General features: G+C 70.3%; 21 protein-coding genes. 10 read left to right on the forward strand and 11 right to left on the reverse strand.

All coding sequences use genetic code 11. The features are described from left to right. The first annotated feature begins 12 nt into the window (after positions 1–12). The 4 genes from HV742_RS26795 (at position 13) to HV742_RS26810 (ending at position 5823) form a co-directional block, all read left to right on the forward strand. Positions 13–858 (forward strand): DUF4123 domain-containing protein, encoded by an 846-nt coding sequence (locus HV742_RS26795; protein WP_172803055.1) that lies wholly within the window; start codon positions 13–15, stop codon positions 856–858. Further along, complete coding sequence (locus HV742_RS26800) at positions 848–3484, forward strand: T6SS effector BTH_I2691 family protein (RefSeq protein WP_175146811.1); 2637 nt, start codon at positions 848–850, stop codon at positions 3482–3484. The genes HV742_RS26795 and HV742_RS26800 overlap by 11 nt, the downstream gene beginning before the upstream one ends. Next, entirely contained in the window at positions 3484–4413 is a 930-nt protein-coding gene (locus tag HV742_RS26805; protein WP_175146812.1) for a DUF6708 domain-containing protein, read from the forward strand. Before HV742_RS26800 ends, HV742_RS26805 begins: the two co-directional genes overlap by 1 nt. A 78-nt stretch (positions 4414–4491) precedes the next feature. Then, positions 4492–5823 carry a carotenoid oxygenase family protein gene (locus HV742_RS26810; RefSeq protein WP_175146813.1) on the forward strand — a complete coding sequence of 444 codons (1332 nt, stop codon included), beginning with the start codon at positions 4492–4494 and terminating at the stop codon, positions 5821–5823. Positions 5824–5940: 117 nt separating this feature from the next. Here HV742_RS26810 and HV742_RS26815 read toward each other — a convergent pair whose 3' ends face one another. The 6 genes from HV742_RS26815 to HV742_RS26840 all read right to left on the reverse strand — a co-directional run bounded on the left by HV742_RS26815 (position 5941) and on the right by HV742_RS26840 (position 13677). Continuing rightward, positions 5941–6669, reverse strand: a complete 729-nt coding sequence (locus tag HV742_RS26815; protein WP_437340605.1) for a DUF2894 domain-containing protein — start codon at positions 6667–6669, stop codon at positions 5941–5943. Further along, complete coding sequence (locus tag HV742_RS26820) at positions 6659–7315, reverse strand: OmpA family protein (protein WP_054416608.1); 657 nt, start codon at positions 7313–7315, stop codon at positions 6659–6661. Before HV742_RS26820 ends, HV742_RS26815 begins: the two co-directional genes overlap by 11 nt. Next, positions 7312–10611 (reverse strand): DUF802 domain-containing protein, encoded by a 3300-nt coding sequence (locus HV742_RS26825; RefSeq protein ID WP_175146815.1) that lies wholly within the window; start codon positions 10609–10611, stop codon positions 7312–7314. Before HV742_RS26825 ends, HV742_RS26820 begins: the two co-directional genes overlap by 4 nt. A 10-nt stretch (positions 10612–10621) precedes the next feature. After that, complete coding sequence (locus HV742_RS26830; protein WP_175146833.1) at positions 10622–11509, reverse strand: DUF3348 domain-containing protein; 888 nt, start codon at positions 11507–11509, stop codon at positions 10622–10624. Positions 11510–11782: 273 nt separating this feature from the next. After that, positions 11783–12424 (reverse strand): Vgb family protein, encoded by a 642-nt coding sequence (locus HV742_RS26835; RefSeq protein WP_175146816.1) that lies wholly within the window; start codon positions 12422–12424, stop codon positions 11783–11785. 35 nt (positions 12425–12459) lie between these two features. Then, positions 12460–13677, reverse strand: coding sequence for a helix-turn-helix domain-containing protein (locus tag HV742_RS26840; protein ID WP_175146817.1), 1218 nt, complete (start codon positions 13675–13677; stop codon positions 12460–12462). Between the two features lie 183 nt (positions 13678–13860). On the opposite strand from HV742_RS26840, the gene HV742_RS26845 reads away from it, so the two are divergent. Next, positions 13861–15090 carry an SMI1/KNR4 family protein gene (locus HV742_RS26845; protein ID WP_059270964.1) on the forward strand — a complete coding sequence of 410 codons (1230 nt, stop codon included), beginning with the start codon at positions 13861–13863 and terminating at the stop codon, positions 15088–15090. Between the two features lie 12 nt (positions 15091–15102). Here the strand turns inward: HV742_RS26845 and HV742_RS26850 are convergent, their stop codons facing one another. Next, positions 15103–16533, reverse strand: a complete 1431-nt coding sequence (locus HV742_RS26850; protein WP_175146818.1) for a CoA transferase — start codon at positions 16531–16533, stop codon at positions 15103–15105. A gap of 109 nt (positions 16534–16642) precedes the next feature. Between HV742_RS26850 and HV742_RS26855 the strand changes: the two genes are divergently transcribed. Beyond that, on the forward strand, positions 16643–17854 hold the full coding sequence (locus HV742_RS26855; RefSeq protein ID WP_175146834.1) for a citrate synthase family protein: 1212 nt from the start codon (positions 16643–16645) through the stop codon (positions 17852–17854). 31 nt (positions 17855–17885) lie between these two features. On the opposite strand, the gene HV742_RS26860 is transcribed toward HV742_RS26855, so the two are convergent. The 3 genes from HV742_RS26860 to HV742_RS26870 all read right to left on the reverse strand — a co-directional run bounded on the left by HV742_RS26860 (position 17886) and on the right by HV742_RS26870 (position 19818). Then, complete coding sequence (locus HV742_RS26860) at positions 17886–18365, reverse strand: DUF6882 domain-containing protein (protein ID WP_100505585.1); 480 nt, start codon at positions 18363–18365, stop codon at positions 17886–17888. Positions 18366–18502: 137 nt separating this feature from the next. Then, complete coding sequence (locus HV742_RS26865) at positions 18503–18997, reverse strand: GNAT family N-acetyltransferase (protein WP_175146819.1); 495 nt, start codon at positions 18995–18997, stop codon at positions 18503–18505. Between the two features lie 11 nt (positions 18998–19008). Next, positions 19009–19818, reverse strand: a complete 810-nt coding sequence (locus HV742_RS26870; protein WP_175146820.1) for a nucleotidyltransferase domain-containing protein — start codon at positions 19816–19818, stop codon at positions 19009–19011. 136 nt (positions 19819–19954) lie between these two features. Between HV742_RS26870 and HV742_RS26875 the strand changes: the two genes are divergently transcribed. Further along, a complete protein-coding gene (locus tag HV742_RS26875; RefSeq protein WP_175146821.1) occupies positions 19955–20497 on the forward strand; it encodes a MarR family winged helix-turn-helix transcriptional regulator in 543 nt (180 codons plus the stop codon). Beyond that, complete coding sequence (locus tag HV742_RS26880; RefSeq protein WP_175146822.1) at positions 20494–21255, forward strand: DNA alkylation repair protein; 762 nt, start codon at positions 20494–20496, stop codon at positions 21253–21255. The genes HV742_RS26875 and HV742_RS26880 overlap by 4 nt, the downstream gene beginning before the upstream one ends. Before the next feature lie 54 nt (positions 21256–21309). Here HV742_RS26880 and gstA read toward each other — a convergent pair whose 3' ends face one another. After that, entirely contained in the window at positions 21310–21915 is a 606-nt protein-coding gene (gstA, locus tag HV742_RS26885; protein WP_175146823.1) for a glutathione transferase GstA, read from the reverse strand. A 98-nt stretch (positions 21916–22013) separates the two neighbouring features. On the opposite strand from gstA, the gene HV742_RS26890 reads away from it, so the two are divergent. Together HV742_RS26890 and HV742_RS26895 are read left to right on the forward strand one after the other, a co-directional pair. After that, positions 22014–22889 carry a LysR family transcriptional regulator gene (locus HV742_RS26890; protein ID WP_175146824.1) on the forward strand — a complete coding sequence of 292 codons (876 nt, stop codon included), beginning with the start codon at positions 22014–22016 and terminating at the stop codon, positions 22887–22889. Between the two features lie 80 nt (positions 22890–22969). Next, on the forward strand, positions 22970–23398 hold the full coding sequence (locus HV742_RS26895; RefSeq protein WP_100505578.1) for a GNAT family N-acetyltransferase: 429 nt from the start codon (positions 22970–22972) through the stop codon (positions 23396–23398). Positions 23399–23459: the final 61 nt, after the last annotated feature.

A 23459-nucleotide genomic window follows, 5' to 3' on the forward strand; every position in this document is an offset into this window, starting at 1 on the left:
ATGGACGTTGGCATGCTCGATTACCAGGCTTTCAGTTCCTACGGATTCGGTCTTGTGCAGGACGAGCGCACGCGCGGCGTGCCGGCGTTCGCGCAGCCCCAGGCGCTGGTGCCGCCCGCGCTGCGGAAAATGCCCGGCCTGATGCCGCGGCTGGTGGACTTGTCCGCCCTGGACGCGGCCGATCGGGTACAGGCGCTGGCCAGCCTGAATCAGGCGGCGCAGGACGGCGAGGACCCGTGGCTGGCGCTGTTGCTGCGGTCGGACCGGCCCGTGGACGCGGTGGCGGCGCATTGCCGTTCGCGCATGATCGTCGATATCGAAGGGCAGGGACCGTGCTTTTTCCGCTTTTTCGATCCGCGCGTGCTGGTGCAATTGTCGTGGATACTGGATCCCGACCAACTGGCCTGGTTGTGCGGGCCGGTGCGGGGCTTGCTGTTCCACCTGGATGGCCAATGGCATGCGCTGGAGCGGCCGGACGTGGCCGCGGCGCCGCGCCCGCGGCTGTCGGCCGAGCAATCGTTCGCGCTGACCCAGCTGCAGGCATTGAATGAAGTGCTTGCCGGCCTGGACAGCCTGGCGCCTGGCGGCCGCGTCGCGCTCGGCAAGACCGTGATGGACCATTTCCGCACGGCCCGCGACCTGGGCCTGGAGACGGCGCAGGAACGCAAGGCGTTCGCCCGCCACGGCCTGGAGGTGCACCCCGCCTTCCATCGCCACGAACGGGTGCGCGCTTGCCTGGCCGCGAGGCGGCCGGATGATGATTACCCCTACCTTGCCGCGACGCAGGACCTGACGGATGACGATTGGGCCGACGTGCGCAGGGACTTGGAACGAACTGGAGAGCCCGATGGCCGATGATGTGAAGAGCTGCGGAAAGAAGCGCTCGTCGATCGATTGCGAAGAAGACTGCCCGTTTCACCGGATCGGCCTGCCCATCATGCCGCTGCGCTATGCGGTGCTGAGAAGCGACGACACGTCGCCGGCGCTGGCGGGCGACATGCTCCTGCCCGAAATGGCCGAACGGCCGCTGGGCGACGGCGCGCGCTATGGCGTGCGCCTGTTGCGTCCCGGCTATCTGTATGTCTATGACGAAGCGCGCTCCGAGTTGAAGGGCTACTACGTCAACGAGAACAGCACGCTGTACAACTTCGACCTGGACAAACCGGTCGAGGCCTGCGACCGGACGTTCACCTGCACCATGGACCACCAGGCCAAAGCCTCGCTGTTGACGATTCCCGATGCGAGGAAAGCGACGTACGTCTGGCTCGCGTTCTCGGATGTGCAATGGACCAAGGACATCTGCAAGGCCCATAAGGGCAGAAAGGGCGCCGAGATGCGCCAGCGGCATATGTTCAAGTTCGACGTGCAGGCCTGGCTCAACAGTGGCAGGCACGCCAGCGCCAAGAGCATCAAGACGCTGAACGACACGGCCGCCGACTACGTGATGTATCGCCGCACGGGCGTCGAAGAGTTCGAGAAGAAGAGGTTCCTGGGCTGGAGCACAGTCGGCTACTACGACTCGAGCCGCTGGATGGGCGGCATGATCCAGGACGCGGCGGAGGCGTTCCAGCCCGGCAAGGGCCTGTTGCTGGCCCTGCCGGATAGCACCGGCATCCTGCAGGACCTCGCGCGGCTGATGCGCATGCGCTTTGACGACTTTGTCTCGAATCCGCAGGACGTGCGGCCGTTGACCGTGTCCAAGTCGATCGAATCGCTCAGCGAAATCATCATGCAGTCGGCCGAGAGCGATTTCCTGCGCCAGCGCGGCGACGAGGCGAACAACCACGCCGTCTATGGCACGAGCACCCCGAACATGGGGGCCGGCCCCGGAGGCTCGGGCGCGGGCGGCCTGGCGGTGGCCCAGCTGCTGATGGATTGGATCAACCCGGACAATCGGAAAGAGCGCATGGCCCAGGCGGACAACTACCGCCACCCGACCGAGCAGGAGCGCCAGACGGTGCGCTGGGATGCCTGGAAGAAGTACTTCGACAACTACGATGAAAACGCGCGCCGCGCGTGGCAGAAGGATTTCGACGAGCGCCTGACCAAATTCGACGCGGCCACCATCGTGCCGATGGCCAAGGCGCACGTGGCCTGGCTCACCTGCGAGAAGACGGGCGAATCGTTCCAGTGCAATTACGACGTCAAGAACGCCGACAGCGGCGAGGTCTACCAGACCGTGCTGGCGTTGTGCATCGACGGCACCCAGGACAAGCGGGTCTGCTTCAAGCAGTACGCCGACTGGCTGCAAGGCGACCCGACCGACACGCGCAACCTGTTGCTGCGCGCCATGTTCCATAACCAGGATTTCGTGGTCAGCAAGGTGGTCGAGGCGCATGAGGCGGCCCTGGACTGGAAGGCCATTCCCTGGGGCAATCTGCACGAGGCCTACAAGACCGGCCTCAAGGTGCTGAGCGAAGGGCAGATGGACAAGACCGCGCGCCTGCTCGAGCAGATCATGGGCCCGGTGGTGCATGTGCTCAGGCTGGGCGTGGACAGTTCGATTGCGCGCAAGCTGGCCATGTACCTGGGGCTGTTGGCGCGGCAGAATGTCGTGATCGTCGAGGTTGAAGGCGGCAAGAAGACCTTCCGCGCGGCGCTGATCCGCGAACTGTTGCGCCAGCATGGCGGCAAGGTGGACATGCGCCAGATGGAGCGCGCGGTGGCGGACGAATTGCGGCGCCTGGAAGTGCGCGGCGAGCAACTGGAAGGAAGCGACAAGAAACGCTGGTTCATGATGGTGGACAGGGATGCCGCCGGCAGGGTGCCGACCGATCTGCGGGCGGGCGACCGGGCGCGCGCATTGGCGCAGGCCACCATGACGATCGAGGAATACGAGGCCAAGGAGCTGTCGCGCTGGCGCACGGCGATCAACACGGATGTGCGGGTCGGCGTGGTCGGCTGCCTGTTCCAGACGGTGGCGGTGTACAAGCTCTGGAGCGACCTGGAATCGGCCATGCCGCACGAGCGAGGCGACGCCAGCTGGAAATTCGTGGTCGGCATCGCGGCGGCCGGCGGTTCGGTGGCCGACGTGCTGGGCACGGCGCTCAAGGGGCGTCAGGCCGCCGGCATGCGGCTGGGCATGGGCCTGGGCATTGAAACCACCAGCACGCTGCTGGTGCGCTGGGGCGGGCGGATCGGGGTGGTGACCGGCATCATCATGGCGGTGTTCGACTTCAAGTCCAGCAAGGACCAGTTCATGATCGAAAAGAACGGCCTGATGGGCGGCCTTTATCTGGCCTCGGGTATTCTCAGCCTGGTCGTCATCGGCGCGTTTGCGCTGTCGTATACGGTCGTGGGCCTGATCGCCGCGGTGTTCCTGATCATCGTGGCGGTGCTGATCGAGAAGTTCAAGGGCAACAAGATCGACGAATGGCTCAAGCGCTGCCTGTGGGGCAAGCTGCAGGGGGTGTCGGGGGCCGATTATTACTATGGCGTGCAACAGGAAGTGAACAGCCTGCGCGTGGCCCTGGGAGGGTCTTGATGGATTTCACCGGGCTGATGCCCAGGTTCCCCAATGACCGTCCGCTGACGGCGTTTGAGCGCGAACACCGGCTACTGCAGAAAAAACGGCTGGATGTGCCGCTGCTGGCGCAGCTGTGCGTGGTGAGGATGAATGCCGGCAGCCTGCTGTCGGTGGACCGCTGGTATGCCTGGCGTGGCTTCGTAGCGCTGCTGGGGGCGATAGGCGTGGCGTTCGGCGTCGGCGGCATCCTGATGCTGGCCTGGATCCTGGTGGTGGGCGAACTGCCCAACGAGAACGGCCTGTGGGAAGCCATCTTCATCGGCATGGGTATGTGCGCGGCGCTGGGCGCCGCCGGCGCCTGGGTCGCTTGCAAGGAGATGTTCCGCTGGACCTACTACCCCATCGCCCTGGATCGCAAGCGCCGCCTGGTGCACGTCTTCCGGCTGGACGGCACTGTGCTGACCGCGCCGTGGGACAAGATCTATTTCACCCTGGGACGAGGCAAGGGCACCTTCGGCTGGCTCAACTGGGATATCCGCGGGTTGATCCTCGATGGCGACGGGGTCACGGTCAAGGAGACCTTTGCGTTCTGCATCGCCACCAGCCGCGTCGAGAATGCCTACTCGCATTGGGAGTTCCTGCGGCGCTACATGGAAGAGGGGCCGCAGGCCGTTCTGGACGCGGTGCTGTTCTGCATGCCGGTCGACGGCAAGCGCGAGAGCTTTGCCTTCGGCAAGGAGCGCATCTTCGCCAACGACGCGCAGCAGCCGGGCCTGGCCTACCTGATCTTGGCGCCCTTCAACTACCTGCACGCGATCATGCGCTGGGCCGTCATGCGCACCAGCAACATCCCGGCGTTTCCGCCCGAGATCGAGGCGACACTGCGGCCCGAACCGGGCGATCCGTATGTCCGCGACGCGTCGATGAATCCCGAAGACTTGCGCTAATTAAATCCGGGTAATATTGACAGCGTAATTTGATCCGGGTAAAAATTGCATCCTTCTCTCACCCGAAGGATGCAAGGCATGACCCTATTCGACCTGAACACCGGCGCCACCGCGCCGCTTGCCGATGAAACCGACCTGACCGACCTGCCCGTGGAAGGCGCGCTGCCGCCCGAACTGGACGGCGCGCTGGTGCGCAACGGTCCCAACCCCCTGCGCGGCCGCTTCGAGGGCAACGACGTGCTGTCCTGGTGGCCGCAACCGGCGATGCTGCACGCCATCGTTTTCCGCGACGGCCGCGCCACCGGCTACCGCAACCGCTGGGCCCGCACCCGCCTCTGGGCGCGCGAATACGCGCCGGCGCAGGCCGCCGACCTGCCCGACACCAATCCCAACGTCAACGTGCTGCGCCATGCCGGCGAGACCCTGGCGCTGGCCGAAGGCGGCGCGCCGCTGGCGATGACGGCGGGGCTGGACTTCCTGGGCGCCAGCCGTCGCCATCCTGGCCTGGCCGGCGGCATGACCGCGCATCCCAAGATCGATCCCGTCACAGGCGAGCTGATGAGCTTTCGCGCCCATTGGGAGCGCCCCTGGCTGCGCTATGGCGTGACGGGCGTCGACGGCCAGCCGCTGCTGGACCAGCTGATCGAGGTGCCGGGGCCGTCGATGATGCACGACATGGCCATCACCGCCCGCCACAGCATCCTGCTCGACCTGAACGTGGCCTACGACTTCTCGATGCTGTCGCGCGGCCACCGCATGCCGCTGCGCTGGCACGACGAGCGCCAATCGCGCCTGGGCGTGATCCCGCGCCACGGCGGGCCGGTGCGCTGGTTCGAGGTGGCGCCGTGTTTCATCCAGCACGTGGTCAACGCCCATGAGGTCGATGACGCCACGCTGGTGCTGGACGTGGTGCGCTATCCGCATTACCTGCGGCTGGCGCGCGACGGCGCCGCGTTCGAGGAAAACCCGCTGGGCGTGCTGTGGCGCTACGTGATCGACCTGGCCGGCGGCCGCGTCAGCGAACGCGCGCTCGATGACGCCGGCATCGAATTGCCGCGCATCAACGAAAGCCGCGCCGGCCACGCCTACCGCTACGCCTATGCGGTGCATCAGCCCAATAATCGCGAGATGCGCGGGGTGCTGCGCTATGACCTGGAGACGGGCGCGCGGCAGAGGTATTCGGTGCCGCCGGGCGACCAGAACAGCGAACCGGTGTTCGTGCCGCGCCCCGGCGCGCGGGACGAGGATGACGGTTGGGTGCTGGTGTGTGTCTACCGGCAGGAGGGCGACCGCAGCGATGTGGTGGTGCTGGATGGGCGCGACATCGGCGCCGGACCGGTGGCCACGGTGCGCCTGCCGCGCCGGATTCCGGCGGGTTTTCATGGCGCGTGGTTGCCGCGGGAGGCGTGAATTCGGGGCGTCGGGGCGTCTCACGCGCCAGCAGGCGACGGGTGATGGCCGCCTGCGGGCAGGGTAGGGATGCGGCATGGGCAATGCCGCTCCGCCCGCCGCGCGGGCCGTCGTGCCCTAGCGGCTCTTGGCGCGCGCGCTTTTCTTGGCGGCGGCGCGCGGCGCTTCCTTGGACGGGGGCGCCGCGGCCGCGGTGATCTGTTCCATCCAGGCCAGCGTCTCGGTGTAGGTCACGAACTGCTGCAGATAGCCCGGCGACAGCTCGCGCATCAGCGACAGGGCGCGGTGCACCAGCTGGTTGGAATTGAGCGGGCCGGCGTTCTTGTGCACCTGCTCCTGCGACTGGCGCACCTGACGGTCGGCGCTCAGGCCGGACCAGATCTCGCGCAGGCCATCCAGCACCGGCAGATCCGGGTAGGCATCGCGGCGCGCCTGCGCGGCGATGGCGTCGGGGTCTTCGCCGGGCGCGCCGGGGTAGGCGAGATACGCCGCCAGTTCCGCCAGCGGCCCGCGCGCGGGCTTGGGAGCCGCCGTGGCCGGTGCGGGGCTGGCATCGGGCGTGGCGGCATCGTCCAGCGCTTCGGCGGCGTTGGCCGCGCGGGCCGCGGCGACGCGCGCCGCATACGCCCGCAGCAACTGCGCCAGCCGCTCGTCCAGCCGGGCGCGGGCCGCGCCGGCGTGGGCGGCCGCGCGCCGGGCCAGCGCCTCGATGAAATGGAAAGCGATCGGATCGAGCCGGTCGTCGCCGCGCTCGCGCCAGGCCTGCAAGGTGGCGAGCGTGGCGTCGGCGGGCGCGGCATCCGCGCCGGCCGTCAGCGCCGGGCCCAGGCCGCCGTCACTGGCCACGCGCTGGCTCCGCACTGTTGGACGGCTTGGGAATGGGGGTGATCTCGACCCGGCGGTTCTTCGCGCGGCCGTCTTCATCGGCGTTCGAGGCCACGGGCTGCTCGGCGCCGAAGGCGGCGGCGAACACCAGCGACGACGGCACGCCTTCGTCGATCAGGGCGCGGGTCACCGTCAGGGCGCGCTGCGCCGACAGGTCCCAGTTGTCGGCAAAGCGCCGGTTGCCCTCGCGCACCTGCTGGTCATCGGTGAAGCCGCTGACCATCAGGATCTCGTCATTGGCCTTCAGGTAGGCCGACAGCGGCTCGATCAGGCTTTTCAGCACCTCGCGGCCTTCCGGCTGCAACTGGTCGGAATTGAGCGCGAACAGCACGCTGCCGCTGATGCCGATGCGGCCGTTGATGAGCGTCACGCGGCCGGCCGCCAGCGGCGCGGCCAGGGCCTGCTCCAGCGTCTGGCGGCGCTGGGTCTCTTCCTGGCGCTGCTTGACTTCGCGTTCCAGCTGGGTCGACAGCTCCAGCTGCACGGCCACCACGCTCACCAGGATCAGCACGAAGGCGCCCAGCAGCACCGACATCAGGTCGCCGAAGACGGCCCAGGTCGGCACCGCGGGTTCCACGCCGCCGTCGATGTCCTCGCCCGCGCTCATGCCGCCTGCGCTCCGGCGGTGGCGGCGCGCTGGCTGGCCAGTTCGCGCAGGTTCTCGACGATCTGCTTTTGCGACATGGTGCTCAGGTCGACCACTTCACGCGCCTGCGCCACGTAGTAGGCCAGTTGTTCATCGCCACGGGCGATGGACTTGTCCAGCGCCGCCTCGATGCGTTCCAGGTGCGCCACCAGCTTGTCGTTGGACTCGCCGAACAGGCGCACCGCGGCGCCGAAGGCTTCGCCCAGGCTGGCGACTTCGGCCGCGCCGCTGGTCACCTGCGCCGCCACGTCGTCCAGGCGGGCGGTTTCGGATTCGACCTGCTCGGTGAACTGCGCGCCGACCCGGTCCAGCAGGTCCGACGACGACGACACCAGCGCATCGACCGCGCTGCGCTGTTCGCTGGAGGCGTGGTTGACGGCATCCAGCAGCGTCGCCAGCGTGTCCAGCAGGCGGTTGCGTTCTTCCAGCATGGCGTTGTCGTAGGCCAGGCTGTCCGACAGTTTCTGGCGCAATTCGCCGATGACTTCGGCGGCCGCGCGCGGCGCTTCGGAGGCGGCCTGCACCAGTTGGCCGATCTCGGCGATGGTGCCGCTGGCGTGGGCCTCGGTCTGGGTGGCGATGTCCTGCGCCGTCTGGGCCAGGGTGGCGCAGATTTCCTGCTGCAGGGCGGCGCTGCGGGCGCCGGCCTGTTCCCATTCGTGGCGCAGCGCCTCGGCCATGCGGCCCAGCTCGCCGGTCCAGGCGGCCAGGCGTTCCTGGTCGCGCGCGGCCAGCTCGGCCTGCAGGCCGGCCTGCGATTGGCCCAGGGTCTGCAGCAGCGATGCCGAATGCTGCTCGAAGGCGGACGCCGCCGTGGTCAGGGCCTGCTGGTTGTCGCTGGCCAGTTTCTCGTTGGCCAGTTCCTGGCGTATCTGCGCCTCGGTCCAGGCCTGCGTCACGCCGCCGGCCGCCGTTTCCAGGCGGGCCGACAGGTTTTCCAGCAGCGCGGCCTGCGCCTGGGTCTGGGTGGTCAGGTCCTGCGCGGTGCGCGCCAGCAGTTGTTCCAGTGCCTGGTGGCGGGCGGCGGTCTGCTCGCCGGCCTGGCGCCATTCGCGGCCCAGGTCGGCGGCCATGGCGCCGAGCGAGGCGTGCCAGGCGGCCAGGCGCGCTTCGTCGCGCGAGGCCAGGGCGGCCTGCAGCTCGGCATGCGACTGGTCCAGCGTGCGCAGCAGCGACGCGGAATGTTGTTCGAACGCGGCGGCGGCCGTGGCCAGGGCCTGCTGCGTGTCGCCGGCCAGCTTCTCGCTGGTCAGTTCCTGGCGCACCTGCGCCTCGGTCCAGGCCTGGGTCACGCCGGTGGCGGCCGTTTCGATGCGGGCGGCCACGGTGTCCAGCAGCGCGGCCTGCGCGTCGGCGCGGGAGGCCAGGTCCTGCGCGGTGCGCGCCAGCGTCTGGCTGACTTCCTGCTGGCGGGCGGCGGCTTGCGCGCCGGCCTGTTCCCATTCGCGGCCGAGCTTGTCGGTCAGGGCGCCGAGCGTGCCGGCCCACGTGGCCAGGCGCTGCTCGTCGCGCGAGGCCAGGGCGGCCTGCAGGTCGGCGTGCGACTGGTCCAGCGTGCGCAGCAGCGTCGCGGCGTGTTGTTCGAAGGTGGCGGCGGCGGCGGCCAGGGCTTCGCGGTTGTCGCCCGCCAGCTTGTCGCTGACCTGCGACTGGCGCTCCAGCGCCTCGTGCCATTGCGCCGAGACGTTGCCGGCGGCGCTTTCCAGGCGCGCCGACACGTTCTCCAGCAGGCCGGCCTGGGTCTGCGCGTGCTCGGTCAGTTCCTGGGCGCTGCGCGCCAGGGCCTGGTTGATTTCGAGCTGGCGCTCGGCGGCCTGCGCGCCGGCCTGCTGCCATTCCTGGCGCAGGGTGGCGGACAGCGCGCCCAGGGTTTCGGTCCACGCCGCCAGGCGTTGCTGGTCGCGCGAGGCCAGTTCGGATTGCAGGGCGGTGTGCGACTGGTTCAGCGTGCGCAGCAGCGACGCCGAGTGCTGCTCGAAGCTGGCGGCGGCGGCTGTCAGCGCCTGCAGATTGTCGCCGGCCAGTTTCTCGCTGGCCCGCTCCTGGCGGTTCAGCGCCACGTTCCAGGCTTCGGACATGCTGCCCGAGGACGCCTCCAGCCGTTCGGACACGCTGTCCAGCAGGGCGGACGAGCGCTGCTCGAAGGTCTGCGCGAAGCGGTCCAGCGAATCGCGCAGGTCCTGCGCCAACGCTTCGCTGGCGCGCTGCTGGCCGGCCAGCGCCTGGTTCCAGATGCCGGCCACGTTGCTGGTGGCGGCCTGCAGGCCGGCGGTCATGCCGTCCAGCTGGCGCTGCACCGCCTGGGTCACGCTTTCGTGCAGCGAGGCGGTCTCGCGCGACAGGCCTGCCATGGTGGCCTCGACGGCGGGCTGCAGCGCCGCGCCGGCCGAGCGGGCGCTTTCGGCCACGCTTTCCTTCATCGATTGTTCCATCACGGCGGCCAGACGCGCGTAGGCGGCCTCGGCCTTGCCCTGGAACGCATCCTGACTGGCGAGCTGGCGCTCGTTCAGCGTGTGGTTCTGCTGCTCCAGGTTGCGCATCATGGCGTCCAGGCGGTCGACCAGCGCGGGCATGGCCTCGGCCTGCCGTTGCAGCACTTCGGCCTGGCGCTGCAGCAGCTTGAAGCTTTCTTCGCGCTGGTGCGCCTGGCTGTACAGGCGCAGCGTGGTGGCCGCCTTGGTGTCCAGCAGTTGCGCCGCCTGGATGCGGTCGCGCCGGCACAGCGCGGCCAGCAGGCCCAGCATGGCGGAGGTGGCCACGCCCGCGATCGAGGTGCCGAAGGCGAAGCCCAGGCCCTTGACCGGCGCGGCCAGCGAGGCGCGGATGGCGGCCAGGTCGGTGGCGCTTTCCAGGGCGGTGCCGGTGCCGCGCAGCGTCACCACCATGCCCAGGAAGGTGCCCAGCATGCCCAGCAGCACCAGCAGGCCGACCAGGTAGGGCGCCAATGCCGGGCCGGGCAGGCCCACGCGTTCGCCTTCGATGCGCAGCCGCACGGCGTTGCGCAGGCCGGCCGGCAATTGGTCGAGCCAACCGCCCAGGCTGGCGGGCGCTTCCGACAGGTTGCCGACCGCGCGTCTGAGCGACGCGGTGGCCTGTTGGTAGCGCAGCAATTCAAGCGCGCCCGCCACGTAGCAGGCGCAGATCAGCAGCGTGACGGCCAGCGCCAGGGGATTGGTGCCCGCGTAGCCCGCGCCGATCCAGCCGGCCACGGCCAGGCCGCTGAGGAAAACAACGATATTGATCAGATACTTGGACATAGTGTCCCGGTTAGCTGGCGCGAAGGGTGGCAAGCAGCCCTTCCACCGGTTGTAAACGAACATCCAATTCGGCCAGCAGCACGCTGCGCATATCCTTGCGGAACGTCTCCAGCCACGCGCCCGGCGTGGGCGCGGATAAAGCGGGCTGCGGCGCCGCGCAGGCCGCCGCCTGCACGGGCGCGGCGGCGGGAGCGTCGTCCGTTGCGCTGCCCCCCGGCGCGGCCGGCGCTGGGGCATCGGCCGCCGGCTCGTCCGCCGTTCCGGCCGGCACGCCGGCCTCGGCTTGCGCTTGCGCCGCCGCTTCCAGCGCGGCCTGTTCGGCCAGCCGCAGCCGGTCGAAATGCCCCTGCAGCAACTTCGGAATCGCGCCCAGCAGCGTCCGCTCGCGCGGCAGCAGGGCGCGGTCCATGATGGCGTCCACCACCGCCAGACGCGTCATCTCCGGCGTTTTGGCCGCGAGCATGCCGCGCAGGCGGCTGCGCAGGTTGCCGATGCTGGTTTCCATCGTGTGCTGCAACGACAGATAACGCTGACGAAAATTCGAGTAATCGGCGTCGTCGGCCTGCAGCGCCGCCACCTTGGCGGACACCTGTCCCGGCATCTGCCGCTTGGCGGCCGTGGCCGCGGTGTCGCTGGCGATGGCATCGGCCAGCGTGGTGCGGACGCGCTCGCACTCGCGCTCCTCGGCGCTGCTGAACTGGCGCGCGCCCGGCGCGATCGCCGGCGGGCGGTTGTTCAGGGCGGCGGACAGGGCAATCGCGTCGGTCCAGCCGAGCCACTGGCTCAGATGATCCGACAACGGCTGCCGGGATTCCGGCGCGTCGACTTCCGTCAGGCGAGTCAGCAAGCGAATGAGCGTCGGGCCGCTTAAACCTGTGCGCTGTGGGGCTTGCAACATACCACCAGAGTCAAAAAGGGGGGAGTTTACACGCTGGCGGGGGCTCGCTGGGTCGGAAAAGGGCCGCCGCGCCAATGCCTGCAACAATTTGTCAGGACGGCGCGGCGGCAGGGGGCGCGGGAAACTCGCGGCGCGGGCGCCGCGGCTCCGGCGGCGGACCACCCGCGCCGCAAACAGGAACGCCCGCCGCGCTGGCCGGCGGGGCATCGCGGGGCAGGGCGGATCGGGGAGGATCAGGGTGGGTCGGGGGAAGCGGGGGCGGATCGGGGCGGATCAGGCGCTGGTGCGCGGCCGGCGCACCGCGCGCACCCGGCCGCTGGTGGCGCCGCCGCAATAGAGCACGTCGCCGCCGTCCGATTCCAGGCCGGACACGTACGCGCCGGGCGGCATCGCCAGTCGTTCCAACACCTCGCCACTGGCGGGGTTCACCCGCCGCAGCTCGCTGGCGTCGTCCTCCCAGGTGCCGTGCCACAGGTTGCCATCGACCCAGGTGACGCCGGTCACGTAGCGGTCGGACGCGATGGTGCGCAGGACGGCGCCGGTGGCGGGATCGACCTGGTGGATCTTGCGGTCCTTGTAGCGCGCGATCCAGAGCATGCCTTCGGCCCAGGTCATGCCGGAATTGCCGCCGCCTTCGGGCGCCGGCACGGTGGCCAGCACGCGGCCCGATGCCGGGTCGATTTTCTGGATGATGCTGTCGGCCAACTGGTAGAGGTGCTTGCCGTCGAAGGCGGTGCCGGCGCGGGCGATGACGTCGATGGTACGAACCACGTCGCCGCTGGCCGGATCCAGCGCGTGCAGCTTGTCGCCGACCGCGATCCAGATGCGGCTGCCGTCGTACGAAACGCCGTGCACGTCCGTGACGCCGGGGAAGGGGCCGTATTCACGGAGGATTTCCGCGGGTTTGGTTTTCATGACGCTGTCCTTGTTAGGGGGATGACACGTCCATGCTAGGCATTCGGCAGCGGGACCGGGAGTAACAATGTCGTCGCGAAACCGGGCAGGGGCGGCGTGAGCCAGCGCCGCGCCCGGCCCTGGCCGAGCGAATGCGCCTGGCCGGAGGCCGCCAGCGCCTCCAGGGCGCGCTGCACCTGGCGCTGACTGGCGCCGGTGGCCAGCGCCAGCGCCGAACTGGACCAGGCTTGGCCGTCGGCCAGCAGCGCCAGCACGGCGGCGTGGCGGTCCCGCACCGGCGGCGTCAACACGGCAACGGCGCGCGCGGCCGGCATCAATGCAAAGCCTTGGCGCGTTGCCCGGATTTCTGCCCAGGGCGCCAAGGCCGCCCGCAACCGGCCGATTTCCACCCGCAGCCGCGCGCGGTGCGAGTCATCCGGATGGCGGGTGCGGAACGCCTGCGCGATCAAGGCGTCGCGCGGCGCGTCATCCGGCCACGCCTGGCCCAGCGCCTGCGCCAGGGTGAAGAGCACGGGCCGGCTGGCCAGGGCCAGGGTGCGGCCCGCGCCATGCACGGCATAACGGCATGCGTCGATCACCAGCGTGTCGGACGCGAGCAGCGCTTGCACCTGCTCCAGGCGCAGCACCTGCGTGTCGCCGGCGCGGAGCAGGTGCGCGGCCGGCGCTTCCAGCGCGAGCGACGCCTGGCGCACCTCGGCCTGCAGCGCCGGGATGCCGGCCGCTTGCGCGGCGCGCGCGGCCAGGTCCAGCGCGGCGCGTGCCGCCGTGGCCTGCAGGCGCCGCAGCGCAATGCCGGCCAGGGCCAGCTCGTGCACCGCTCGCAAGGCCGGCGGAAAAGGGGCGGGATTCAGTTCCGACAGCACCTGTTCGGCCTGCTCCAGCCGTCCCATCAGGATCAGGCGGCGGCCGGCCAGATAGCCGGCATAGGCCGCGTTGCGCCGATCGCCATGCTGCTCGAGCGTGGCGCGGGCCGTATCGAGCGCTGTCTGTGGCCAGCCCAGGTCGCGCGCGGCCAGCGCGATCTCGGCCTCGGCCACCACGCAGCGAGCCCGCGCTACCGGGTCCCGGGCGCCGAACGCGCGGGCGGCGCGCCGCACCAGGGCGCGGGCGCGTTCAAAGTCACCCAACTGCGCCAGCGCGATGCCGCGCAATGCCAGCGCCGGCGCATCGTCGCGCAGTGCCACCCGGCTCAACGCGCCCAGCGGATCGCCGCTGGCCAGCGCCCGCGCCGCGGCCATGATCAGCCCGTCCATGACGCTCCCGCCATCGCTGCCGTTCCCCGTTGCCACGTCCATTCGTGGATGCCGCCAATCTACCACCGCGCCGCGGGCGCGGGGAGTTCGTCGGCGATGCGGCAAGGCGCCTGCGTCTGCCGTGGCGTCGTCCCCATCCCCCACGGGTAGAATCCGAACCGCCATCTCCCAGGAAACCTGAACATGAGCGAGCATCATTTTTCCGCCGACGACATCCAGTCGCTGCGCCAACACGGCATTGCCGTGTTCGCCGATCGCGTCCTGATCGCGGTCCAGCCGCCCCTGGACGAGGCGCGCATCGACGAGATTGAAGCGGCCTGTGCCGGCCCCTTGCCCGATGCGCTGCGCGACTTGTGGCGCCTGACCGCTGGCGGCGAACTGGCCTACGACCTGCATGCGCGCATGGACGGCAACGAAGAGGCCCTCAGCTGGTCCGAGCTGTTCTATGACGGCAGTGACCATTACCGCGACCTGGCGGGCTGGATCGAGCACGAGCAGGAATGCGCCGAAGAGGCCGCCGCGGAACATGGCGAGGCCTGGGACGGCAAGCTGCGCTATCTGCCGATCGGCGGCTTCGAATACTGCGACCGCATCTATGTGTGCGTGGAGCCCGGCCCGCGGGCCGGCAGCATCGTGGCCTGGAAGCAGGGGCTGCCGGGCTGGACGCATGCGTTGCAGCAGGACGCCATCGCGACCGTCGCGGCGGACCTGCGCGCGGCCTTTGCCGCGCTCTACTTGGAGCAGGATATCGAGGACCCCGACAGCACCGGCATACGGGTGCTGGAATACCTGGACGAGCGCGTGGCCGATCACGGCATGCCGCAGGCCCTGGCGGACAAGCTGGCGGCGTTCTATCGCCGGGCGCTGGTGGACTGGCGCGCGCCGTTGGCGGCCGGCACGCTGGGCCAGTCGCCCACGCTGGCCAGGCTGGCCTTGCGGCATGCGTTGGCGCATGACGACGGCGCGCTGGTGGCGCAATTGGCGGCGCAGGGCGTGGGCTTTGACCAGCCGTTGCGCGGCAGCGCGCTGGCGCTGGACGTGGCGCTGACGCAGCACGCCTATGCGGCGGCGCGGGCGCTGTTGCGGGCCGGCACGCCGGTCAGCGCGGAGGCGATCCATCGATTCGATCGCGAGCCGCCCGCCGACCTGGTGGCGCAGTTGCTGGCGCGCGGGGCGCGGGCCGACGGCCTGGGCGTGGCGCGCTGTGTGGCCTGCGGGTCGCCCGAGGCCGCGCGCGTGATCGCCGCCGCCGCCGGCGAGGGGATCGCGGCGGCGTATGCCGAGGCGCGCGACGCGATGGCGGCCCGCTACGAGGAAGACCTGCGCCGCGTGCGAGCGGGCAAGCTGGGCCATTACCTGGGCGCGGACGGCCTGGCCGAACGGGTCGCCAACTTGCGCGCGTTTGTGCTTTGAGGCGGCCCCGGGCTAACGCGAGCCATCGCGCCAGGCCGCCTCGGAGGATCCCAAGGCGCTTGCCGGGTAATCCCACGATTGCGGCGTGTCCGCGATCCGCAGCGGCGGCTTGACGCGCCGGACCGGGCCCCACGCGGTTGCCTCGATTTGTTCGGACCAGTCGGCTGCGCTTTCCGGCGCCAATGCCGGCCCGCCTTCCAGCAAGCCGCCATGCGCGACCAGCAGCTGCGCGCTGCGGGCCAGCGACGCGCGCGTGGTGCCGCCCGCGCCGGTGGCCAGCCGTTCGGTCAAGCCCCGGATCGCCGCCGCCGCCATCAGATAGCCGGTGCCATGGTCCAGCGCCTGGCACGGCAACGGCACCGGGCGGTCGCCACCCTTGGCGCGCATGCCGGCCTCGGCGATGCCGGTGCTCATCTGCACCAGGCTGTCGAAGCCGCGGCGGCCCCGCCACGCACCGCTCCAGCCATAGGCGTCCAGCGATACGTCGACCAGCGTCGGGTTGAGCTGGCGGCGGCGCTCGGCGTCCAGGCCCAGGCGGGCGAGGGCGTCGGCGCGATAGCCGTGGATCAGCACGTCGGCCTGGGACAGCAGGCGTTGCAGCGTGGCCAACCCCTCGGCGGACTTGAGGTCCAGGCGCGCGCAACGCTTGCCCAGCACGACCTCGGGCACCGTGCCGGGCTCCTCCCAGCCGGGCGGGTCGATGCGCAATACGTCCGCGCCAAAGCCGGCAAGGAAGCGCGTGGCCACGGGGCCGGCCAGGATGCGGGTCAGATCCAGCACCCGCAGGCCCTGCAACGGGCGCTGGCGCGAAATGCGCCAGGCAGGGCGGGCGCCGCCGCCGCTGGCGGCGCGGTGCAGCAGGGGTTCGGCGGCAACGCTTTGGCCTTGCGGATGCTGGCGCCAGGCGTCCAGGCCGCGCATGGCGGCGGCGCAACCGTTGTGTTCGACTACCGCCGCTTCCAGTTCGTCGGCGCGCCAGCGCGCCACGGCGCGGGCGACGGCGTCGCGGTCGGCGGCCGCGCCCAGGACCGCCAGGGCGGCGTCGCGATGATGGGGCGCGTTGGTGTGCAGCCGGATCCAGCCGTCCGCGGCGCGGTAGTCGCCGGCGACGGCGTCCCACAGCGGCGGCATGCTCCAGCCGATGGGGCGCAGGCTGGTGCCGAACCAGAAAGAGGCCAGGCGTTGGTCGACCTCGACGGCCGGCACGGCGGGCGCACCGGCCGCGCCTGCGCCGGCCGCAACGAACTCCGCCATGGCCAGGCCGGCGGCGCCGATCGCGGCGGTGGCGAATTCCGTGACGGCGAAGGCCGAGGGCAAGGCGCCCTGGCCGGTGATGGCGACCTGGCTCAGCAGGGCGGGATCGCCGCCCGCCGCGAGCCAGAACTGGCGCAGGTAGTCGGCGGTGGCGGGCGAGGGGGGGAGGGGGCGATGGATGGCGGACATGTTGCTTGCGGGTCGTTGAGCGATGACGCCAGGATTCATCTTGCCGCATTAATTGTCAATGTTGATTAATATAATCAACCCATTGCCTTCGTTCCCCGTCTCGCAACCCATGCCCAATTACCTGACCTCCGCCGCCGCGGCCACCCGCCTGGGGGTGTCGCGCCAGACCCTGTACGCCTACGTCAGCCGGGGATTGCTGCACGCCGAGGCTGGCGCCACGCCGCGCGAAAGCCGCTACCTGGCCGAGGACGTCGAACGGCTGGCGGCGCAGCGCACCCGTGGCCGCAAGCCGAAAGAGGTGGCCAAGGCGACGCTGAACTGGGGCCTGCCGGTGCTGGAGTCGGCCATCACCCTGATCGAGGATGGCCAGTTGTTCTATCGCGGTGAAAACGCCGTGGCGCTGGCGCAATCGTCCTCGGTGGAAGCGGTGGCCGCGCATCTGTGGCAATGCGACCAGGCGATGGCGTTCGGCGCGGCCGCGCCGCGGTTGCCCGAAGATCTGGCGGCGCTGTTCGCGCGCCATCGCGGCCAGCGCGCCGAGGCCGCGCTGTTGCCGCTGTTCACGGCGGCCAGCGATGACGATGCGACCGCTTTGTGGCAGCGCTCGCCCGAGCGCCAGGCGCAGGGCTGCGGCGCGCTGGTGCGCACGCTGGCGGCCTGCCTGCTGCAGACCGCGCCGGACGACGCGCCGATCCACGCGCAGTGCGCCCGCGCATGGGGCGTGGACGCGGCGGGCGCGGATCTTATCCGCATGGCGCTGGTGCTGTGCGCCGACCACGAACTGAACGCCTCCAGTTTCACCGCGCGCTGCATCGCGTCCACGGGCGCCAGCCTGCGCGCCGGTATTGTGGGCGGGCTGGCGGCGTTGACGGGCGGCCGCCACGGCGCCACCACCGCGCGCGTCGAGGCGATGTGGGAGGAACTGGAACGTGGCGGTGGCGGCGCGGACGCCGGCCAGCGGCTGGCGCGGGGCTTGCGCGAGCGGCTGGCGCGGGGCGAAGACATGCCGGGTTTTGGCCACCACCTTTACCCCGCGGGCGATCCGCGCGCCAGCGCCTTGCTGGCGCGGATACTGCCGCGGCGCCCCGAGTGGGAGACATTGATCGAGCAGGCGTTCGAGCTATCGGGGCAGCGGCCCTCGGTGGACTTCTCGCTGGTGGCGGTGCGGCGCCATCTGGGCCTGCCGCCGGGCGCGGCCTTCGGCCTGTTCGCGCTGGGACGCTCGATCGGCTGGCTGGCGCATGGCCTGGAGCAGCGCGGCAGCCCCGATGTGATCCGGCCGCGCGCGGCTTATACCGGGATTCTTCCGGACGCGGCCTGACGGCGGCGCGGCGGCGCGCGCCGCCGGCGCGTCAGGCCTTGGACAAGGTCACCTGGCCGAACGTCATCCAGACGTGGGCGGTCTCCGAGGCCCGCGCGCGGTACGAGCCGCTGGCCTCGCCCAGCCGCATGGCCACGGCGGTGAATTCCCAGGCCAGGGCGTCATCGCATGGCACCTTGCGGTGAGTGTATGCCTCCAGGCCGTGGGCCTTGCCGAAGGCCAGCGCCAGTTGGGCGTGTTCGGCCAGTTCGGCGGGCACCGACGGGTGATCCCAGCCCCACAGGAAGCTGCTGTCCTCGCTATTGGAGGTGCCGACGATCTGCACCGGCGCTTGCGCGGTGATGCCGCCGGGCAGCTGGAACACGATCAGGCCGCTGTCCATGTCCAAGGACCATTGCTCGGCTTCGTCCAGGTGCCAGGTGGCGCAGTGCGCCGAGGTGGCGGCCCGCATGCCTTCCAGGCTCTGGGCGATGTAGTTCGAAACGTCGAAGGGCTGCGTGGTGTCGGACATGAGGGACTGTGCGGGTGATGGAAAGGCGATAGGGTACCCGCAAAGCGCTGGCCGGCGCATCGCTCGTGCGCGACCGGACCGCCGCGATCGCGTGGCGCCATGCCAAAGCGAGTGAACGGCGGCGTTCAGGTCGGCGATCAGTGCCCCGGACGCGCCAGCACGTAGACGCGAGTGTCGCGGCCATAATGCGTTTCAATGGCGCGGAAGGTGAAGCCCAGCTTGTCCAGCACGCGCTGTGAGCCCAGGTTGTCGGGCCAGGTGACGGCCACCAGTTCCGTGGCGTCCAGCGCGCGCCAGGCGTAATCGCACAGTTGGCGCGCGGCTTGCGTGGCATAGCCGCGACCCCACGCCGCCCGCAGCAGCCGGTAGGCCAGCTGCAACGCGCCCGTGTCCTCCAGCCGCGTCAGGCTGATCCAGCCCACCGCGACATCGTGGGGATCGATCACGGCCCAATGGCCGATGTCATCCGGCGGCGTCCGCAACCATTCCAGCAGTTCCTGGCGGCGCGCCTGCGTGGCGGGTTTGACGCCGGTGCTGTGGCGCATGACCTCGGGGTCGGATTCCAGCGCCAGGATCATGGGTACGTCGTCCGTGCGCAGGCGGCGCAGGGTGATGGTCGGGGTGGGCGGCATTGCGGCGGCGTTCAATACGTCAGCGGCGCGCCGGTCACGACTTCGTACAGGAACCGGTCCAACCGCTCGGTCTGGCCGTCCGGCCGGTCGAAGAAGGGCGCCTTTTCCAGGGTCGGCAACGTGGTTTCCAGATAGCCGTGGATCAGCGGGAAGCGCGGGCCGTGCTCGGCCTCGCCGGCCTGCATTTTGATGGCCAGCAGCGCGTTGATCTCGTCGCGCAGCGCGGGGTCGGTGACCATGGCATCGGCCAGGTCGGCAAAACGCATCGGCGGGATGCCGCGGCCGCTGTCGATCCATTGCGCGGCCAGCACCGGACGCAACACGTACAGGTATTTCTTGAGCCGCACCGTGTCGCCCTGCAGCGATTCGCGGAAGTTGCGGCCGGCCATGGCCACGTAATGCCAGCGGCCCTTGATGTGCGAGAAATACTCGCTGCGGAAGTGCCGCAGCCAGGCGCTGGTGGCGTCGTCCTGGCGATACAGCACGGGCGAATCCAGCCATTCGAACAGGGTGGGGTTGGAGCCGCGCAGCAGTTGCAGCGCCTTGCGCAGTTCCCAGCCGGACACGTCCAGCTCGTCGTCGATGGGCAGCTCGATCACGTCGCGCTGGGGCGCCACGCGCAGGTACCAGTCCAGCTTGTGCACGTACAGGAAGCGCACGTCATAGTCGCTGTCTGGCGAGGCGAAGCCCCAGCCCCGGCTGCCGGATTCGCAGGCGAGCAGGACGCGGACATCGTGGCGCTGTTCGATGTGTTCCAGGGTCGCCATGACGCGCTCGCGGATGGCCGGGTCGATGGGGTGGGCGTGCAGAATCGAAGTCATGCTTCGGATGCTAGCACTTCGCCAGGCGGGCGCCGCGCGGGGGCGATCGATCGGCGGGATGTCGCCATGTCCCGCCGGGTTGCCTCATATGATTAGTCGCCTTATCATATGCTGCCGTATCAAATGCCGAAACCCCATGCCACCCGCCATTTCCCTTATTTCCGCCATGCTGGAACCCAAGCACCACGCGCTGCTGGACGAGGCCGCCCGCCGCGGGCTGCAATCCGCGGACGGCATGCGGTTGTGTTTGCAGGTGCTGGCCCTGGCCGGCGCCATCGACCGCGATTGCGCCGCGCGCCTGGCGCCGCGGCAGTTATCGGAAGGCAAGTTCGTGCTGCTATTCCTGCTGCACGGTCAGGCGGGCGGCCTGTCGCCGCACGAACTCGCGACGCGCGCGGGCGTGACGCGCGCCACCGTCACCGGCCTGCTCGATGGACTGGAGCGCGACGGCTTCGTTTCGCGCCAGCCGGGGCAGGACGACCGGCGCCGGATCGCGGTGGTCCTGACGCCCAAGGGCAGGACGGCGGCGGCCAGGTTGTTCAAGGAGCACACGCAGTGGATCGGCTCGTTGTTCGACCCGCTTTCGCCCACCGAGCGGCGCCAGCTCGGCGAACTGCTGGCGAAGGTATGGCGCGGCACCGACAGCGGGCGCGCGGCGTTGGCGAAGGATGCGCCATGAGCGCCGCCCGTCGAGGCGTCAAGGACATCGGCGCCGACCGCCTGGCGCGGCTGAACGCGGGCGCGCCGGCCACGCACCTGACCGAGTGCCTGGCGGTGGACTTTGCCCGGTTGATGCAGGCGCTGGCGCCCGAGGTGGGCGCCGATGGCATCGCCGCCATGCGGGCCGCGGCGGGGCTGGGCATCTCCAGGCGCATGGCGGTGGCGGCGCGCATCCTGCATGAACGCCTGGGCCCGGCCGGCTGCGCGCAGATGGCGGCGCAGGCGTCCGACACCGCGCGCGGCTGGGCCTGCTTCATGATCGGGGCGGCGCCGGATGTGCCGCTGGCGCAGCGCCTGGCGCGCATCCGGCCGTTGGCCGACGACGCGCACTTCGGCGTGCGCGAATGGGCCTGGCTGGCGCTGCGGCCGGCGTTGACGGCCGAGCTGGACGCGGCCATCACGCAACTGCAACCCTGGACGGCGCTGCCGTCCGAGCGCCTGCGCCGCTTTGCCAGCGAGGCGCTGCGGCCACGCGGCGTCTGGTGCGCGCACATCGCCGCGCTCAAGGCGGATCCGGGGCGGGCGCTGCCGCTGCTGGAGCCGCTGCGCGCCGATCCGGCGGTCTATGTGCAGGATTCGGTGGCGAACTGGTTGAACGACGCCAGCAAGGACCAGCCCGACTGGGTCCGGCGGGTGTGCGCGCGCTGGCTGACGCACAGCCCGGTCGCGGCGACGCAGCGCATCTGCCAGCGGGCGCTGCGCACCATCGGGGCATAGCGCGCCGCAGGCCAGGCGGCTAGTGGGGGCGATGGCGCGCCGTTCCCTTGCCGCTCAACCCTGCGCTTCCGCGGCCAGCGCGGCTCGCACGGCAGGGCGGGTTTCGACGCGGCGCTGGAATTCCATCAAGACAGGCCAGCGCGTCAGGTCCACGTCGAGTTGCGGCGCCCAGCGCAGCACCGAGTACAGATAGATGTCGGCCACGCCGTAGCGATCCTGTACCAGGGCCTGCCGCTCGCGCAGGGCGGCGGCGACGTAATCCAGTCGCTTTTCCAGCCGCGCCTGCCACCACGCGCGTGCCGCCTCGGGCAGATCGCGATTGAACAGCGGACCGAAGCCGCCATGGATTTCCGCCGAGATGAAGTTCAGCCATTCGTGCAACTGGCTGCGGGCCCAGCTGCCGGCGGGCGGGACCAGGCCAGCCTCGGGCCGCAGGTCGGCCAGGTATTGGACGATGGCGGGGCCTTCGGTCAGGACCCGGCCGTCATCCAGTTGCAGCGCGGCGACGTAGCCCTTGGGGTTGATGGCCAGGAAGTCGCCGCCGTCGGCGGTGCGCTTGCTGCGGTTGTCGACTCGCGCAAGGTCGAAAGACAGGCCGAGTTCGCGCAGCACGATGTGGGGGGACAGCGAGCAGGTGCCGGGGGCGTAGTAGAGCTTCATGCAAGGCATTCCAGGAAGGGGGAAGCGTCAGGATGCCTATTACCGAAGTATCCGTAAAATTACTGCTTCATAAACATGAAATAAGTTGAACTGATGCCATGATGAACCTGATCCATTGGCGGCTGTTGCTGGCAGTGGTGGACGCCGGCAACATCACGCACGCCGCGAAACAGGTGGGCATGACGCAGTCGGGCGCCAGCCAGGCCATTGCCCAGTTGGAAGAGCACCTGGGCGCGCCGCTGTTCACCCGCGAGCGACGCCAGAGCTTGCCCACCGCGCTGGGCTTGCGGGTGGCGCAGGAGGCGCGCGTCATGCTGGCCGCGCTGGGCCGCATCCGCGCGCTGGCGCAGGAGGCGTCCGGCGCGCCCGGCGGGGTGTTGCGGCTGGCCAGTTTCCCGATGGTGTTCTCGACCATCCTGCCGCCGGTGTTGCGGCGCTTTCGCCAATTGCATCCGGCCATCGAGGTGGTGCCGCTGGAAGCCAGCGACAGCGAGATCGAGAACCTGCTGGCGGCGGATACCGTGGACGTGGGCGTGGTGTTGAATCCTCCCCCCGGCCGGGCCACCTGTCCGCTCGGCGAGGACGATTGGGTGGCGGTGCTGCCGGCGGCGCATCCGCTGGCGCGCGGCGCGTCGGTGACGTTGGCGCAACTGGTGGCGCAGCCCTTCGTGCTGGCCACCGGCGGTTGCAGCGTGCATGCCGGCAGCGTGGCGGCGGACGCCGGGCTGGCGCTGGCCGATGTGCGCGCCACGGTGATGGAATGGGCCAGCGCATTTGCGCTGGTGCGCGAGAACGTTGGCGTGGCGCTGGTGCCGGAACTGACGCTGCCGGAGAACCGCCGGGGCCTGCGCGTCTTGCCGCTGGCCGCGCCGGTACTGCGGCGCTTTGCCCTGGCCGCGGCGCCGGGCGCGGCCGGCTCGCCGGCGGTGCAGGCGTTGTTCGGGATGTTGCGGCAGGATGACAACCGCGTCTGACGCCCCGGCGCGCGGGGCCGGGCGCGGTCATCGCGGCGACATCGTGCCAGCCTAGCATCCACGCTTTTGCGCGAGGCGCCATGATCATCCGCAATGCACAGGCCGGCGACGCCGCCGATATCGCTGACCTGCTGGCCCAACTGGGTTATCCCGGCACCGAGGGCTTCGTGCCCGGGAAGATCGAACGCCTGCTGGGGCACCGCGATGCCGAGCTGCTGGTGGCCGAGGAGGGCGACCGGCTGCTGGGCTTCATCGGCCTGCACTTCATGGCGCAACTGGCGCTGCCCGGGGATTTCTGCCGCATCACCTATTTCTGTGTCAGCGACGCGGCGCGCGGCAGCGGGGTGGGCCGGGCGCTGGAAGAGGCGGCCGAGGCGCTGGCGCGGGCGCGCGGCTGTGACCGCATCGAGGTGCACTGCCACCAGCGCCGCACTGACGCGCACCGCTTCTATTACCGCCAGGGCTACGAGGAATCGCCGAAGTACCTGATGAAGTCCTGCCGCCCCTGAGCGCGGGCGGCGCGGTTGCGGCCGCACAGGTTGGCGCGCGCGCGCCGCGCTCGTGTAGTCT

The sequence above is a fragment of the Achromobacter ruhlandii genome, from assembly GCF_902859695.1.
GTDB classification, from domain to species: Bacteria; Pseudomonadota; Gammaproteobacteria; order Burkholderiales; family Burkholderiaceae_B; genus Achromobacter; species Achromobacter ruhlandii.